Below are 13,180 nucleotides of genomic sequence, written 5' to 3' on the forward strand. Positions count from 1 at the left end.
CCAGCCCGTTTCGCGGTCTCGGCCCGGGCGAGGAATTCGATTAGGACGTCAGGAAGAACCAGGCGGCCTGATCGCTATGGGAGGCGATAACCATGAAACACACCGCGATGTTGTTCTTGTGCTCCGTCCTGATCGCCGGCACGGCGTCGGCGCAGGACGATGCCGCCAGGGAAGCGTTGGTTCGCACGGACCAGGCGTGGTCCGCCGCCGCCGCCGAGGGCAAGGACATCGAAAAGGTCGTGGCGTTCTGGACCGATGACGCGAAGGTCGTTCCGGCTGGCGCGCCTGTCGTTTCCGGCAAGGCGGCCATCCGCGAGTTCGTGTCCCGGAGCTTCGCGACCCCGGGCTTCCACATCAGCTGGAAGACGCTGGATGCCGAGGTAAGCGCCGACGGAACGATGGGCTACACGACAGCCGAGAGCACGATCACGATGCCCGGGCCCGATGGCAGCCTCGTCACCGAGACGGGCCGCGGCATTACCGTGTGGCGCCGGCAATCCGACGGCTCCTGGAAGTGCGTGTACGACACCTGGAACCACGGCCCCGAGCCGGCAGCCGAAACGCATTGAGGCCGGATCCGTTCGCGGTTTGGCTTGACGCGTAGATCTGTCGCCATGTTGCCTTGACGGGCGGCGGTAGCGATCGCTTCGGCATCATTGCGGTCGTTCTTTGCCGTTCGACTCTTGCGGAACGGGGCGACGAACTGCGCGGCCATCAGCCGTGGCTGCAAACCGTAGCTCTCGCAGCGGCGTGCCCAGTGGTGCGCACTGCTGCAGGCCTCCATCGCCACGGCCGTGCCTGCCGGAACGTTCGGCAACCAATGGCTGAAGGCCTCTCGGCGCAATTCGCGCCGGTCCTGAACGCGCCCGGCCGCGTCCACCGGACACGTCGAAAACACCTGCTTTGCCAGATCCACGCCGATGGTTATAGTCCGCATTGGAAACTCCTCGTTCCGACTCACCGATGGTGAATGCCATCATGGTCCTTCAAGACCGAGCGGTTATCCGCAGGGACGGGAGTTTCCTTCTTACTCATTCAAGCCGGAGCCGCTTCGCGGCTCGGCTTGATTCAGGCGTCAGGCACCTTGTCGGGGGTATCGGATGAGAGAGCTCTGGAGCAATCGACTCTTCAAGATTGGCGCGATCATCGCCCTGGTCGGCTGGACACCGCTGATCGCCATCATTCTTCTTGCCGCAATCGGTCTGTGGCCCGATCCAGACCCCAATCCCATCGGTCCGGGCTTGCTGTTCTTCCTTACCTTCTGGCCCGCGGTGATATGCCTTGGGATCGGAACCTTTCAGGTATGGCGTCAGCGCGGGCAACGCGGCGGCGCCTGACAATTCGTTCAGGCTGAATCCGCTTCGCAGCTTCGTCTTGAACGACTCGCAAGCAGATTTACCGCCGCATCCCGGTCGCTGCGGCGGCGGGTCGGCTCAACCCAGGCGTTAGGCCCCTTTGGAGGTGTATCGCATGTCCAGGAACGGCGACGACAAGAGGTCCGGCAATCTCGGCATTGGCATTGCGCTTGGCGTCGCCATCGGCGCAGCCTTCGGCATCGCCCTGGACAATCTTGCCTTGGGCATTGGACTTGGCATTGCTGTAGGAATTGCCATCTCGCTTGCACTCCCCAGCCGACAGTCCGGCAAGACCGCAACGTCAAATCAAGACGCTTCAAGTGGTGGTGGTGATGGCTACGGCGGCGGGGCCTGACTTGGGCATCAGGCCGCAGGAGGGCTTCCATGAAGCGTATGTGGACAACGATCGCCGTCCGGGATGTGGCAAGTAGCCTCAAGTGGTATCAGGCTCTATTAGGCCTGGCTTCAAGCCCTCCGAACCACGACTACTATAGCCAGGTCCTTGACGCCGACGGTTCCGTTTTACTGTGCCTTCACAGGTGGGGTGATCACGACCACCCTACCTTGGCCAGGCCAGGCAAGGAACAGCCCGGGAATGGCCTGCTCCTGTTTCTCCGGGTTGACGATTTTGACGAGACTCTTTCACGGGCTCGTGAGCTCAAGCTTCAGCTCGAGGAGGAGCCGCACGTCAATCCCGGTCCGCACGCTTGGGAGTTCACTGTACGCGACCCGGACGGATACTACGTTTCGATCAGCGCCACGGCTGCGGCCTGACTCGGGCGTTAGGCGCTTATCGACTGTTTGCCCGGCAGTTCCAACAATAGGGGAAATTCCATGGGCCTGAAGCAAATAAGATCAAGCACTGTTGCGCTACTTGTTGCAGCATTACTCTTTCTTGCAGTTGGCACCTACACAGACAATGGTGGGTTCCGGCTTGCCGGCGAACTGATCCTGGCCGTGGGATTACTCGTGGCTTTCTCGCAGGCCATGAAGCGAAACGATTGATCGCGGGCGCCGGCTGTAACACGCCCGACAATTCGTTCGAGCCTCACCCGCTTCACGGCCCGGCACAACTCAGGCGCTAGACTCCTTTGCCAACCCCCACCAGCGAGAACGCAGATGACTCAACTGGCGCTCATCATCAGGCACAGGACCCAACCAGGGAAACGGGATGAGGTTCGTGCGGTCTGGGAAAAGCACATGGCGCCCGCGGTCTCGGGCAATCCCGGCCATGCCGCTTATTTCTACTGCCTCGATAATGACGATCAGGATTCGATCAGCGCGTTCCAGGTGTATGAGAGCGCCGAAGCATCGCAGCAGTTCCTTGCCACTGACGGTTATGCAGCATACCTGAAGGATGTCGAGCCCCTTCTGCTCGGTCCGCCGCAAGTGACCGCCCTGACGCCGGTGTGGTCCAAGGGGGTCTAACCATTCATTCAAGCCGAAGCCGCTCCGCGGCTTGGCTCGATTCAGGCGTCAGGCGGCTCCAGACACGGGCATCACCATGGCCGGACATTTCAGCAAGATCTGCAGGATCCTCGGGACGGTGTTGGGCCTCGCGTGCCTGGTTTCGCTGACCGGCGGCGCGGCTCTCCTGGGTGTTGCCGAGTGGAAGCTGCGCCGGACCCACGACGTTCCACTCACGCCACTGAAGGCGGGACGCGGGCCGGCCGATGTTGCCGAGGGCGAGCGCCTGTCCAGGATCATCGGTTGCTGGGCCGGATGCCACGGCATGACCGGACAGGGCGGCTTCATCGACATGCAGGGCTACTACAGCGTCACGGCCCCGAACCTCAATTTCGCCATCCGGCAATACAGCGATCCGGAACTCGCACGACTCATCCGATTCGGCGTCAAGCGCGACGGAACGTCGGCGCTGGGGATGATCTCGTACACCTTCTATCCACTCTCGGACGAAGACCTGGCCAACGTCATCGCCCACCTGAGAAGGCAGCCTTTCCAACCTGCCATGCCCAGGCACAGGACGATAACCATCGCCGCACGTTTCAAGCTTGCCCTGGCGCAATGGCAAGTCGCGGCAGACCGGATCGATGCAACGCGCCCTCGCTGGGGCGAACTCCCGCGCACGACGCCCTTCGAACGGGGTCGTTACCTGGCCTCGGTCACCTGCTCCGAATGCCACGGCCTCGATTTCCGCGGCAACGCGTTCAAGGACAACACCTACGACGGCGGTCCGTCACTGGCACTCGTCGCAATGTACGGGCGCGACGAGTTCCGGCACCTGATGCGCACCGGAGAACCCATAGGCGGCCGCGATCTCGGTGAAATGGGCTGGGTCGCACGCAACGGGCTCATCCATTTCAGGGACCAGGAGATCGACGATATCCGCGCATTCCTGAGGCAGCACCATGGCCTCCCCCGGGAATCTCCTAGATGAGTCCGACCACGCGTGCCCGGCGCTACGTTTCATTCGAGCCGGACCTGCTTCGCAGCGTCGGCTTCATCCCGGCCTTGGGCGCACGCAACAAGCGCATGGGCAAGCCCGACTGAGCTCTGCCGCGACCGCGGCCGCGCTCAATCGCAAAAAAATGGCTGTTTCCCCTCTTGACGGCGGTCGTTAGCAGTAGTATATAACCAGAAAGTTATAGAAGATATCGGTTATGAAAAGCTCCGAACGCCTGGATCTCACCTTCGCCGCGCTCGCCGATCCCACCCGGCGCGCCATCCTGGCGCGTTTGGCCACCGGCGAAGCCTCGGTTCAGGAACTCGCCGCGCCGTTTGAGATGAGCCAGCCCGCCATCTCCAAGCACCTCAAAGTGCTGGAGCGCGCAGGGCTCGTCTCGGTCGACATCGATGCGCAGCGCCGCCCGCGCCGGCTCGAACCAAAGCGACTGGAGGAAGCCGCGGGCTGGATCGAGCGCTACCGCGAGATCTTCGAGCAGAACTACCAACGCCTCGATGCGTTGCTCGACGACCTCAAGGGCACGCCCGCAAGATCGAAACGGAAGAAATAGCGTGTTCGTCATCCCGCGGCGCGCTCGTTGCTCCCCGAATGAGCTGCCGCATCAACAAACCCGAGGAGAAGCGCAATGCCAGCAGAAGTCACATTGCCGAGTGATCGCGAGGTTCGCGTCACGCGTACGTTCAATGCGCCCCGCCAGTTGGTGTGGGATGCCCATACAAATCCCGATCTCGTGCACAGGTGGCAGGGCTACGACGGCTGGGACATGCCAGTGCGCGACATGGACGTCCGCGTCGGCGGAAAATACCGCTGGCAGTGGAAGAACCGCGAAGACGGCAAGCAGTTTGGCTTCTTCGGCACGTTCACCGAGGTCGATCCGCCGTCGAAGCTCACGCACGAACAATACTTCGATTCCGGCGAAACGGACTTCGCCATGCCCGCCGACGATCCCTGCATCGTGTCGCTCGAACTCAGCGAGCAGAACGGCGTCACGACGCTGGTATGCAACATGACGTTCGCGTCGAAGGAGGCGCGCGACGGCGCCGTCTCCACCGGCATGGCCGACGGGATGGAGTACAGCTACAGCCGCCTGGACGGCCTGCTCGCCAGAAAAGCCGCGTAATTCGGCGTACGGCCCGGCAATCCGTTCGGGCCGAACCCGCTTCGCGGCGCGGCCTGATTCCGCCACCGCCCCGCGTTCGACCGCCCCAGGCCGCCATTGCGGCCTCCATCCGCGGTTCGTCCCGCTCCTCGCATCGATGATCGTCGGCAGCCTGCGCGCGCAGGCTGCCGGCGAACGGGCGGACCGGTCATTCGTCCGTTCAAGGCCGCTGCACCCTGCCCGGCCTACAATTCGATCCCGACCCCCAAACGGAGAACCACGATGTCGCGTACCCCCACCCGCATCCCGCACTCCCTGATCGCCCTCGCCATCGCCACGACGCTCGCCGCCTGCTCGCCGAAGAACGAAGCCACGCAGGCGCCGCCCGACCCCGCCGCGGCCGCGCCCGCCGCCGAACCCGCGGCCGCGCCGCAAAGCGCGGACGTGAAGCCCTTCGCCATCGGCGAGCTCTCCGCCATGGCCCTGCGCGACGGCGCGCTGGAATTCCCCAACGACAACCAGGTGTTCGGCGTCGGCCACGCGCCGGAGGAAGTCGCCGCATTGCTGGGCGCCGCCGGCGAACCCACCGACAAACTGCAGCTGAGCCTGCAGCCGCTGCTGGTGAAGTCCGCCGACCGCGTGCTGCTGTTCGACACCGGCGCGGGCGGCAACTTCGGGCCGAGCGCCGGCAAGCTGCCTGCGTCGCTGGCCGCCGCAGGCGTGGATCCGCAAAGCGTCACCGACATCTTCATCTCGCACGCCCACGGCGACCACGTCGGCGGCCTGGTCAACGCCGAAGGCATGCTGGCGTTCCCCAACGCCACGATCCACATGTCCGAACCGGAATGGGCGTTCCTGGCCGGGCTGGATCCGGAAAAGGCCAAGGCCATCGGCCTGGGCGAGCACGAGAAGTTCGTCGCCGCGATCACGCCCAAGGTCGCCGCGTTCCCGCCGAACGCCGAGATCGTTCCCGGCGTGGTGAAGGCGGTCGAGATCAAGGGCCACACGCCGGGCCATTCCGGCTACCTGATCGGCTCGGGCGAGGACACGCTGCTGTACATCGGCGACGCCGCGCACCATTCGGTGGTGTCGGTGCAGCACCCGGTGTGGCCGAACGGCTTCGACGGCGATGCCGCCACCGCCGCCGCGAGCCGCAAGGCGCTGATCGAGCAGAACGCCGCGAGCGGGCAGCGGATCTACGCCGTGCATTTCCCGTTCCCGGGCTTGGGCAGGTTCGAGAAGCGCGGCGACGGTTACGCGTGGGTCGCGGAGTGAAATAGCCGGCCTGTCCTCCCTCTCCCCTCCGCGGGAGAGGGAAAGGCGCGAAGCGCGGCCACGGCCATCACCGCGTGGTTGCCGAAGCAATCGGTGAAGAAGCCCTGCTCCCCCGGCAGCGGGTCGATGCGCAGCCGCACGCCGTGCCCCTGTGCCGGACGATGCGGATCCGGCGGGCGCGGGAATTCCGCCGGAACCTTCCGGCCACAACGGTTATGCGACGAGTGCAAACATTCGCCGGCCGTCACGCCTTCCGGCGCACGCCGGCGCCGGACCGTCCGTTCGCGCAGATGGCGGATGGCGACAGACGCTCAGGCGCCGCGCGTCTGCCCGGCGCGCGGCAGCCACGCCGCATCGCGCTGGGTGAGCTGCGCGACGATCGCCTTGCGGAACGGCGCGACGAACCGGGCCGCGCGCAACGCGCCATTGCGCAGCACGCGGGCCGGCAGGCGGTCGTCGGTGTACAGCGCGGCGATCGCGTTGGTCGCTTCGTACAGCGGCCGCGTCGCCCGCCGGTGGCTGCGTTCGTAGCCGGCGAGCAGCGGTGGCGAGCCGATGTCGCGGCCGGCGGCGGCGGCTTCGACGACCGCCTTCGACAGCCGCGCCGCGCTCCGCAGGCCGAAGTTGAAGCCATGCGCGGTGACCGGGTGCATGCCGACCGCGGCGTCGCCGATCAGCGCGCTGCGCCGGCCGGCGAAGCGGTCCGCGTACACCGCGACCAGCGGATAGGCGTGGCGCGAACCGTCCAGCGCCATCTCGCCGAGCCGGCCTTCGAACAGCTCGGTGATGGCGCGGCCGAAGCCGGCCTCGTCCATCGCCAGCAGCGCCTCGATCCGGCGCGGCGGCAGGGTCAGCACCGCACCGGCGCGCTCGCCGTGCAGCGGCAGCAACGCCACGGTCTTGCCGTAGCCGAACCATTCCCATGCCGCGTGGTGGTGCGGCAGCTCGTGGCGCATCCGGCACACCAGCATGGTCTTGCCGAAGTCGCGCAGCTGCGCGCCGATGCCGAGCATGCGCCGCGTCGCCGAGAACCGGCTGTCGGCGGCGACCAGCAGCCGCGCCGACAGCCGTTCGCCGGTGGCGAGCGTCGCCGTCGCGGCGTCATCGTCGACCTGCAGCGCCGCCAGCGCGGCGTTGTCGATGATGTCCAGCCCGTCCTGCCCCTGCACCGCCTGCCACGCGGCGCGGCGGATCAGCTGGTTGGGGACCAGCCAGCCGAGTTCGTCGCCGCCGCTGGAATCGGCGAAGGTCAGCGCGAACGGCGACGGCCCGTTCATCACCCGCGCGTCGCGCAGCGGCGAGATTTCCCCGGCCGGAATCCGCTGCCACAGGTCGAGCCGTTCCATCAGCAGCCGCGAGGTATGGGTCAGCGCGATCTCGCGGCCGTCGAAGGCCGGATCGGCGAGCTTGCCGCGGTCCTGCTGCTCGACCAGCGCGACCGACAGGCCGCTGCCGGCCAGCGCGCGCGCGAAACCCAGACCCGCCGGCCCCGCGCCGACGATGATGATGTCGTAACGTTTCATCGCTGCTCCCGTCGCCAACCCGGGCCAGTGTCACGCATCGGCGGGCGCGGGGTCTTGATCCGGATCAAGCGCGGGGCGCGGCCGGGCCGATGGGTGCCCGGGGGCGCGCGGTCGGCCGTCCAGCCGCCGATGCGCCGGGGTCGGCGCGCCACCGTCCGTGCGCGGCGGGATCAGTAACGGTCGTCGAGCGCGAAGATGCGCGGGCGGTCGCGCCACTTGCCTTCGGTGAAGTCGGGGAAATCGACGGTGCGGTTGCCGCCGGCGATCGACTGTTCCGACAGCGGCGTGATCGCGCTCCACGCGACCGCGTCGTAGACGTCGATCGGCATCGGCTCGCCGCGCTTGATCGCCTCGACGAAGGCGTGGATCACGAAGAAATCCATGCCGCCGTGGCCGGCGCCGGCCGCGTCGCCGGCGTACTTCTTCCACAGCGGGTGGTCGTACTTGTCCAGCCACGCCTGCGCCGGTTCCCACTTGTGCGGCTCCGGACTCCTGCCTTCCAGATAGATCGACTGGTTCACGTCCATCCACAGCCCGCCGGTGCCCTGCACGCGGAAGCCGAGCGAATACGGGCGCGGCAGCGAGGTGTCGTGGGTCAGCAGGATGCTCTCGCCGTTGGCGCAGGCGATCTGCGTGGTAACCACGTCGCCGAGCGCGAACTTCACCTGCGCGTTCGGATGCGCTTCGCCGCCGTTCTTCACGATGTAATCGTGCAGGCCGCGCGCCTTGCTGGCGTAGCTGGTCAGGCGCACGAAGCGGTTGCCGCGGTGGATGTCGGCCCACATCGCGCACGGGCCGATGCCGTGGCTGGGGTACAGGTCGCCGTTGCGGCGTACCGAATGCGGCGTGCGCCATTTCGCTTCCGACCAGCCCTTGTCGCCGAACTCGACGCCGCCGCCGTAGGGCGCGCCCGGTTCGCCGGAATTGAACTTGACCGCGCGCAGGTCGTGTTCGTAGCCGCCTTCCAGGTGCACGACCTCGCCGAACAGCCCCTGTCGCGCCATGTTCAGCACCGCCATCACGTCGCGGCGGTAACAGACGTTCTCCAGCAGCATGTACGGCGTGCCGGTGCGCTGCTGGGTACGCAGCACGTTCCAGTGGTCGTCGAGGGTGATGCCGGCGACGACCTCGCAGCCGACCGCGATCTTCGCCTCCATCGCGCCGATCGCCTGCGGCGCATGCCACTCCCACGGCGTGGCGATGACCACCGCGTCGAGCTTGCCGTCGGCATACATGCGCCGCCAGGCGTCGTCGCTGCCGGTGTAGACGCGCGGCTTCGGCTTGCCGGCGTCGGCGACCATCTTCAGCGCGCTGTCGAGCATGAACTGTTCGATGTCGCACAGCGCGGCGATTTCGACGTCGTCGCGGTCGAGCAGCAGCGACAGGTGCGACCGCCCGCGCAGGCCGGTGCCGACGATGCCGACGCGCAGCCGCGAACGCGCGCGGGCGAAGGCGGTGGGGGCGATGCTGGCCGACAAACCGGCCAGTGCGCTGGCCTTGACGAAATCACGACGCTTCATGCGCTGCCTCGACGCTGGAATCCGCTTCCGATTCTAATCGCGGCCGCGGCCGCGCACGCCGCACCCGGTCCCGCTTCGTCATCGCGGATTCGGCTAATCCTTGTTTGGATTCGGCGGGATCCGGCAGGCGCCGGACGCACCCGGCCTCATGCGCCGCGCAGCCACGGCATCAGCCAGTGGTCGGCCAGCAGGAACGCGAACAGCGCCATCAGGTAGACCACCGAGTACTTGAACACGCGCATCGCGAAGAATTCGTCGGGCGGATCGAGCAGCTTCCATGCATACCACAGGAACACCGCGCCGAGCACGACCGCGCCGCCGAGATAGAACAGCCCGCTCATCCCGGTGGCCCACGGCAAAACCGTCGCCGCGAACAGCAGCAGCGTGTACAGCAGGATCTGCCAGCGGGTGTAGGTCACGCCGTGGGTCACCGGCAGCATCGGGATCAGCGCGCGCGCGTAGTCTTCGCGGCGGAAGATCGCCAGCGCCCAGAAGTGCGGCGGCGTCCACACGAACACGATCAGCACCAGCAGCAGCGCATGCGCCCAGTCCCACGGCTCGCGCATGCCGGTGACCGCGGCCCAGCCGAGCAGCGGCGGCGCGGCGCCGGCGATGCCGCCGATCACGATGTTCTGCGGCGTGGCGCGCTTCAGGAAGCCGGTGTAGACGATCGCGTAGCCGATCAGCGAGGCGAAGGTCAGCAGCGCGGTCAGCGGGTTGACCATCGACACCAGCAGCGCCATCGACAGCGCGCCGAGGCACACCGCGAACGCCAGCACCTGCACCGGGCTCAGCGCGCCGGTCGGCAGCGGCCGGTGCGCGGTGCGGGCCATGACCTTGTCGATGCGCTGGTCGATCAGGTGGTTGATCGCCGCGGCGCTGGCCGCGGCCAGCCAGATGCCGAGCAGGCCGAACACGGTCTGCCGCAGCGGCGGCAGTCCCGGCACGGCGAGGAACATGCCGACCAGCGCGGTGAACGCGATCAGCGCCACCACCTTCGGCTTGGTCAGTTCCCAGTACTGGGCGAACGGCACCGGCATGCTCACGCCTGCTCCGGCTTGCGCAGCCGCGCCAGCAAGGTGACCAGCACGAACAGCAGCAGCACCGCGCCGCCGTTGTGCAGCACCGCCACCGCCAGCGGCAGCGCCAGCTTGACGTTGAGCACGCCCAGCACGACCTGCGACGCCAGCGCGAACAGCAGGAAGCCGCCCCAGCCGCGCAGGCCCGGCGTGCGCAACAGCTTCGACGCGAGCGCGACCAGGTACAGCGCGACGACCAGCGCGCCGATGCGGTGCGCCATCTGGATCGCGATGCGCGAGGCGCCGTCGAGCACACCGCCCTCGTAGTCGACGCCGATGCCGCGCCACGGGACGAAGCCTTCGGCGAAATCGTGCGGCGGCCACCAGCGGCCGACGCACTGCGGGAAGTTGGACATCGATGCGTCGCCGCCGCCGCAGGCCAGCGCCGCATAGTTGGCGCTGACCCAGCCGCCGAGCGCGATCTGCGCGACCAGCAGCAGCAGCCCGGCCAGCAGCCAGCGGCGCAGCGCATCGGCCTCCACCAGGCGGATCGGCAGGCCGGTCGCGCGCCACGCCATCCACAGCAGCAGCGCGAACAGGGTCAGGCCGCCGAGCAGGTGGCCCATCACCACGATCGGCTTCAGCAGCCAGGTGACCGTCCACATGCCGAGCAGCGCCTGGAACACGATGGTCGCCAGCGCGAGCACCGCGACGCGCGACAGGTCGCCGCCCCTGGAGGACGCGCCCGACCAGCGCCATGCCGCGAACAGCAGCAGGCCCTCGCCGAGCGCGGCGAGCGCACCGGCGGCGTCGTGCAGTCCGCGCATGTACAGCGGGACCGACGCCGCGACCAGCAATGCCGCGGCGGCGACCTGCGCCGTGCCCCACCTGCGCGCGCGCGTGGCCAGCAGGGCGAGGCCCAGCACTTCGAAGCCGAGCAGGCCGGCGAGGATGCGATGCACCTGTTCGCGCCAGGCCTTGTGCGTTTCCAGCGGACGGATCTTCGTCGCCGCGTGGTCGAGGATTTCGTGCGGCGCCTGCGGCCAGGTGGCGCGGCCGTAGCAGGTCGGCCAGTCCGGGCAGCTCAGCCCCGCGTCGGACAGGCGCACGAAGGCGCCGAACAGGATGGTGCTGGCGGTCATGATCGCCGCCAGCCAGGCGAGGCGATGGAAGTTGCGGCGGCGCTGCGGCCTGGCGTTGTCGTTCATTCGCACCGGCTCACATCAGTTTCAGCAACTTGGCCATGTCGTAACGCAGGTCGCCCGGGTCGAAGCCGGGCGCGTAGCGCAGCACGACGAAGCCGTACGGGTCGATGACGTAAGCCACCGCGCCGCCCGGATCGTTCGACCGCGGCAGCTTCGCGAGCAGCCCGGGGTCGGCACGGACCTGCTTCCAGGCCGGCGTGCGCGGCGCGTCCTGCGGCAACTCGCCGATCCACAGGATCTGCGCGTGGGCCGCATCCTTGCCGAACAGCTGCCAGACCTTGTCGATGTCGGCCGCGAGCTTCGCGCAAGCGTCGGCGCAGCCGGCCGGCGCGACCACGGCGATGCGCCACAGGCGCTGCTCGGGGTTCCAGTGGTAATCGCTGCCGTCGGCGAGTTGCGGGGTCAGCGCGCGCAGGTCGGCGTAGGGCTCGAGGCGCTCGCCCCGGTTCTTCGATCCCGCCGGGTGCAGGCCGAGCAGGCCCAGCACCAGCGCCAGCAGGATCGGGCCGAAGAACAGGGCAAAGAGCAGGATCAGCGTGCGGCGACCGCGGCGGGTCCCGTCCGCTCCGGGAACGGCATTCATGCCGGCATTTTCGCACGCCCCGCCCGGCGATGGCGGAAAGTCAGGATCGCCGCGGTCGCCAGCACCGCCAGCGCCAGGCCGAACCATTGCACGGCGTAGGCGATGTGCCGCTGCGGCGGCAGCGTATTGGGGAGGACGTCGAGGTCGCGGGTGTAGCCGAGTTCCATCCCGGGATCGAGCTTCAGTACGCGCGCGGGCAGGTTGTGGACACCGAGGCTGGAGGCGAGATTGGCCGCATCCAGGCCGATGGTCAGCAGGTCGCCGTTCGCCTGTCTCGTCGCGATCGCACTGGCGATGCCATGCGAAGGCGCCGGAGCCAGCAGGCCCTGCACGCGCATTTTCCCCGGCGGAAGCCCGATCGCTGGCATCCGGCGATCGCCTGGCACGGGCAGCCAGCCGAGCTCGACCAGCAATGGCGCGCCGCCCACCGGAACGAACAGGCGGTACGCACGCACGCCGCTACGACCATCGCGCTGCTGGTTGTCGAGCAGTACCGCCGGCGCTTCGGCGAATTCGCCCTCGCCCGCCACCCAGTCGTAGCTGCGCGCGCGCGAGGCGTCGGCGGCAAGGGACAAGGGCCGCGGATTGCGCTCTTCGAGCACGCGTTGCGCATCGGCCAGCATCGCCTGCTTCTGCTGCGCGCGATCCAGTTGCCAGAAACCGAGCGAGCCGAATCCCGCGGCGACCGCGATCGCCAGCGCCCAGCCGAGCCACGGATTCATGCGCCGCGCCATGTTTCTTCACCCCGCGCCTGCAATAATCCGTTCACACGGGGCATCCCCGCCCACGAACGCGCGAGGCCGCGATGAACGATTCGCTGAAAACCCTGGTCGTCATTGCGTTCCTGGCCGTGATCCTGTGGAACCTGGGCGCCGGCCTGTACTACCTGCTGGTCGACAAGGGCCAGAGCAAGCGCACGGTCAACGCACTCACCCGGCGCATCGCCTTCTCGGTGGGGCTGATCCTGCTGCTGATCCTGGCCATCTACATGGGCTGGATCAAGCCGCACGGCGTCGGCGCCTGAAGCCTCAAAAGCCCTTCTCCCGTCGGGACAGGGGTTGGGGTGAGGGTTCGGCGGAGTCATATCGCTCGCACTCGCGGCAAGCCAACCGCGTTCTTCCATTCGCTCGCTGAATTGACGCGAGGATTCGAGCATCGCTGTTCCTGCCGAACCCT

At 67.6% G+C, this 13,180-nt stretch carries 17 protein-coding genes and 1 pseudogene; 11 read left to right on the forward strand and 7 right to left on the reverse strand.

The window, feature by feature from the left end; translation table 11 throughout:
- Positions 1-92: 92 nt before the first annotated feature.
- Positions 93-569 carry a YybH family protein gene (locus tag CSC71_RS09700; protein ID WP_162374174.1) on the forward strand — a complete coding sequence of 159 codons (477 nt, stop codon included), beginning with the start codon at positions 93-95 and terminating at the stop codon, positions 567-569.
- A gap of 44 nt (positions 570-613) precedes the next feature.
- Here CSC71_RS09700 and CSC71_RS09705 read toward each other — a convergent pair.
- A pseudogene (locus CSC71_RS09705) lies at positions 614-937 on the reverse strand (IS110 family transposase); the annotation flags it as partial.
- 163 nt (positions 938-1,100) lie between these two features.
- Between CSC71_RS09705 and CSC71_RS09710 the strand changes: the two are divergent.
- The 9 genes from CSC71_RS09710 (at position 1,101) to CSC71_RS09750 (ending at position 6,154) form a co-directional block, all read left to right on the forward strand.
- Complete coding sequence (locus CSC71_RS09710; protein ID WP_162374175.1) at positions 1,101-1,337, forward strand: hypothetical protein; 237 nt, start codon at positions 1,101-1,103, stop codon at positions 1,335-1,337.
- Positions 1,338-1,470: 133 nt separating this feature from the next.
- A complete protein-coding gene (locus tag CSC71_RS09715) occupies positions 1,471-1,710 on the forward strand; it encodes a glycine zipper domain-containing protein (protein WP_162374176.1) in 240 nt (79 codons plus the stop codon).
- Positions 1,711-1,748: 38 nt separating this feature from the next.
- Positions 1,749-2,129, forward strand: a complete 381-nt coding sequence (locus CSC71_RS09720) for a VOC family protein (RefSeq protein ID WP_246192137.1) — start codon at positions 1,749-1,751, stop codon at positions 2,127-2,129.
- A gap of 60 nt (positions 2,130-2,189) precedes the next feature.
- Positions 2,190-2,360: a hypothetical protein gene (locus CSC71_RS09725; protein ID WP_162374178.1), complete on the forward strand. Its 171-nt coding sequence runs from the start codon at positions 2,190-2,192 to the stop codon at positions 2,358-2,360.
- Positions 2,361-2,474: 114 nt separating this feature from the next.
- Positions 2,475-2,783 (forward strand): putative quinol monooxygenase, encoded by a 309-nt coding sequence (locus CSC71_RS09730; protein WP_162374179.1) that lies wholly within the window; start codon positions 2,475-2,477, stop codon positions 2,781-2,783.
- 76 nt (positions 2,784-2,859) lie between these two features.
- The gene (locus tag CSC71_RS09735) at positions 2,860-3,753 is read left to right on the forward strand and encodes a c-type cytochrome (RefSeq protein ID WP_162374180.1); all 894 of its coding nucleotides are present in this window, start codon (positions 2,860-2,862) and stop codon (positions 3,751-3,753) included.
- 223 nt (positions 3,754-3,976) lie between these two features.
- Positions 3,977-4,330, forward strand: a complete 354-nt coding sequence (locus CSC71_RS09740) for an ArsR/SmtB family transcription factor (protein ID WP_162374181.1) — start codon at positions 3,977-3,979, stop codon at positions 4,328-4,330.
- A gap of 75 nt (positions 4,331-4,405) precedes the next feature.
- The gene (locus tag CSC71_RS09745) at positions 4,406-4,900 is read left to right on the forward strand and encodes an SRPBCC family protein (protein ID WP_162374182.1); all 495 of its coding nucleotides are present in this window, start codon (positions 4,406-4,408) and stop codon (positions 4,898-4,900) included.
- Between the two features lie 261 nt (positions 4,901-5,161).
- Positions 5,162-6,154: an MBL fold metallo-hydrolase gene (locus CSC71_RS09750; protein ID WP_162374183.1), complete on the forward strand. Its 993-nt coding sequence runs from the start codon at positions 5,162-5,164 to the stop codon at positions 6,152-6,154.
- A gap of 311 nt (positions 6,155-6,465) precedes the next feature.
- On the opposite strand, the gene ubiM is transcribed toward CSC71_RS09750, so the two are convergent.
- The 6 genes from ubiM to CSC71_RS09780 form a co-directional block, all read right to left on the reverse strand.
- Positions 6,466-7,677 carry a 5-demethoxyubiquinol-8 5-hydroxylase UbiM gene (ubiM, locus tag CSC71_RS09755; protein ID WP_162374184.1) on the reverse strand — a complete coding sequence of 404 codons (1,212 nt, stop codon included), beginning with the start codon at positions 7,675-7,677 and terminating at the stop codon, positions 6,466-6,468.
- 170 nt (positions 7,678-7,847) lie between these two features.
- Positions 7,848-9,197 (reverse strand): Gfo/Idh/MocA family protein, encoded by a 1,350-nt coding sequence (locus CSC71_RS09760; RefSeq protein ID WP_162374185.1) that lies wholly within the window; start codon positions 9,195-9,197, stop codon positions 7,848-7,850.
- Positions 9,198-9,343: 146 nt separating this feature from the next.
- Positions 9,344-10,237 carry a heme o synthase gene (cyoE, locus tag CSC71_RS09765; RefSeq protein WP_162374235.1) on the reverse strand — a complete coding sequence of 298 codons (894 nt, stop codon included), beginning with the start codon at positions 10,235-10,237 and terminating at the stop codon, positions 9,344-9,346.
- 2 nt (positions 10,238-10,239) lie between these two features.
- Entirely contained in the window at positions 10,240-11,424 is a 1,185-nt protein-coding gene (locus tag CSC71_RS09770; protein ID WP_162374186.1) for a COX15/CtaA family protein, read from the reverse strand.
- Positions 11,425-11,434: 10 nt separating this feature from the next.
- Positions 11,435-12,004, reverse strand: coding sequence for a hypothetical protein (locus CSC71_RS09775; protein WP_162374187.1), 570 nt, complete (start codon positions 12,002-12,004; stop codon positions 11,435-11,437).
- Positions 12,001-12,738 carry an SURF1 family protein gene (locus CSC71_RS09780; RefSeq protein WP_425501944.1) on the reverse strand — a complete coding sequence of 246 codons (738 nt, stop codon included), beginning with the start codon at positions 12,736-12,738 and terminating at the stop codon, positions 12,001-12,003. The genes CSC71_RS09775 and CSC71_RS09780 overlap by 4 nt, the downstream gene beginning before the upstream one ends.
- A 71-nt stretch (positions 12,739-12,809) precedes the next feature.
- Here CSC71_RS09780 and CSC71_RS09785 point away from each other — a divergent pair, with 71 nt between their 5' ends.
- On the forward strand, positions 12,810-13,028 hold the full coding sequence (locus CSC71_RS09785) for a twin transmembrane helix small protein (protein ID WP_162374189.1): 219 nt from the start codon (positions 12,810-12,812) through the stop codon (positions 13,026-13,028).
- Positions 13,029-13,180 lie beyond the last annotated feature (152 nt).

The sequence above is a fragment of the Pseudoxanthomonas sangjuensis genome (assembly GCF_010211755.1).
GTDB classification, from domain to species: Bacteria; Pseudomonadota; Gammaproteobacteria; order Xanthomonadales; family Xanthomonadaceae; genus Pseudoxanthomonas_A; species Pseudoxanthomonas_A sangjuensis.